Source organism: Anaerohalosphaeraceae bacterium (assembly GCA_037479115.1).
Lineage (GTDB): Bacteria > Planctomycetota > Phycisphaerae > Sedimentisphaerales > Anaerohalosphaeraceae > JAHDQI01.
Genome location: JBBFLK010000051.1, coordinates 628 through 2,257, shown reverse-complemented (window position 1 = coordinate 2,257; position 1,630 = coordinate 628). Strand labels below are relative to the sequence as shown.

The 1,630-nt window shown below is 56.1% G+C and carries 1 protein-coding gene; it reads left to right on the top strand.

What is annotated here, in order from left to right:
- The coding region (locus WHS88_12670) for a LamG domain-containing protein (protein MEJ5261033.1) at window positions 1-1,551 on the top strand (1,551 nt) is incomplete at its 5' end.
- Between the last annotated feature and the right edge of the window lie 79 nt (window positions 1,552-1,630).

Genomic DNA, 1,630 nt, shown 5'->3' with positions numbered 1-1,630 from the left:
GCCTATGGAACCACACCGGGCAGCCGCGGAGGCGGGACGATTGTCGTTGATACGCAAACAATTCCGGGCGGAATGATTCTGACGGCGATTCCGCCGCTTTGCGCCCGGGACCCCAATCCCCTGCCGCAGAATGTGGACGGGTCCGTCGGAACGCTGATTAATCCGACCCAGACGCAGGTGCAGCTGAACTGGAAGGCGGGCGTTGACCCCAACGACGTTTATCCGGTGAATCCGAAGATTCGGACGCACTATATCTGGGTGGGCGAAAGCGAAACGTCTCTCAGCTATGTGGGACAAGTTCCCCACACAGATTGGAACAACCCGGATGTTTCTTACACGATTACGCTGGCGGAAGGACGCATGTATTACTGGAGCATCGAAGAAGGGCTGGACAACGGCACAGGAAATGCGTATCCGGCAGGTGATCCTAATAACATTTTAGGGCCGATTTGGTCGTTTACCGCCAAGGGGGCGACGCCTCTGATTCTGGTTGACCCTGTGAATACGGTCGCTTCACCGAATGCGGTCCTTTCCATTGTCGCCAACGACGTCGCCAATACGTATCAGTGGTTTAAGGTGGGCACTCCGGATATTCCGCTGACAGACAACAGCGTTTATTCGGGCACAACAACCAACACGCTGACCATTACGGCCCCCACCGTCGCCCACGAAGGACAATATTACTGCATTGCCTATAACGGCCTGACCCCGTCGGCTCCTTCGAAGGCGGCCTGGGTGTGGACAAAACGGCTGATGGGGCACTGGAAGTTTGACGGCAGTCTGCTGGATTCGGTCTCGGCCAGTGTGCCCGGCGCTCCGGCGCATCACGGAACGATGGCCGGCGGCGGAACCGGCCTTGACACCTATGGAGCCGGCATCAACGGCAATGCAATCATCTTTGCCAACACGGCGGATTATGTGGAAATTGAAACTCCTGAATTCTTCAATTTCTATCCGCTCGGCTTTACCATCAGTTTCTGGTACAAAGAAAACAGTGCAGTCGGCTGGCGGCTTCCGGTTTCCAAGCTGGATGCAGGCACGGCGGGCTGGCTGTTCGGCGTGGACAAGGCCTGGCGCAATCAGGCGGTCTTCTTCTTCGATTCGAACAACGACCCGGCCTTCTGGGCGGACGGCAATCCGAACATTGCTCTGGATGACGGACAATGGCATATGATTACAGCCGTTTATGACCCGCAGACTACCTCGTACACCATTTACACTGACGGCGACAACAACGAGACGATTGTCCTGGACATTTCGGGTGCTCCGCTGGCGGCGGCCCCGCTTTCCATCGGCGGACGGGCCACGGAACAATCGATTGACGGGGCTATTGACGACGTGCGGATTTACAGTTATCCTCTGACACCGGTTCAAATCGCCCAGCTGTATGTGGATTTTGAACCGAGCAAGTTCGTGTGTATGGAAGACGAGGAAGACCCGCTGACGGCGTTTGATTTGAACGGCGACTGCCAGGTGGATTTGGCCGATTTCGCCTTGTTCGCGGCTCAATGGCTTGAATGTCAGCGTTATCCACAATCCGCCTGCAATTGATTTGGATTGCAGAGCGGTAAACCCCAACCACACACTCCGGCTTCACGCGGCCGGAGTGTGTTTTTTTGTTCATACCGAA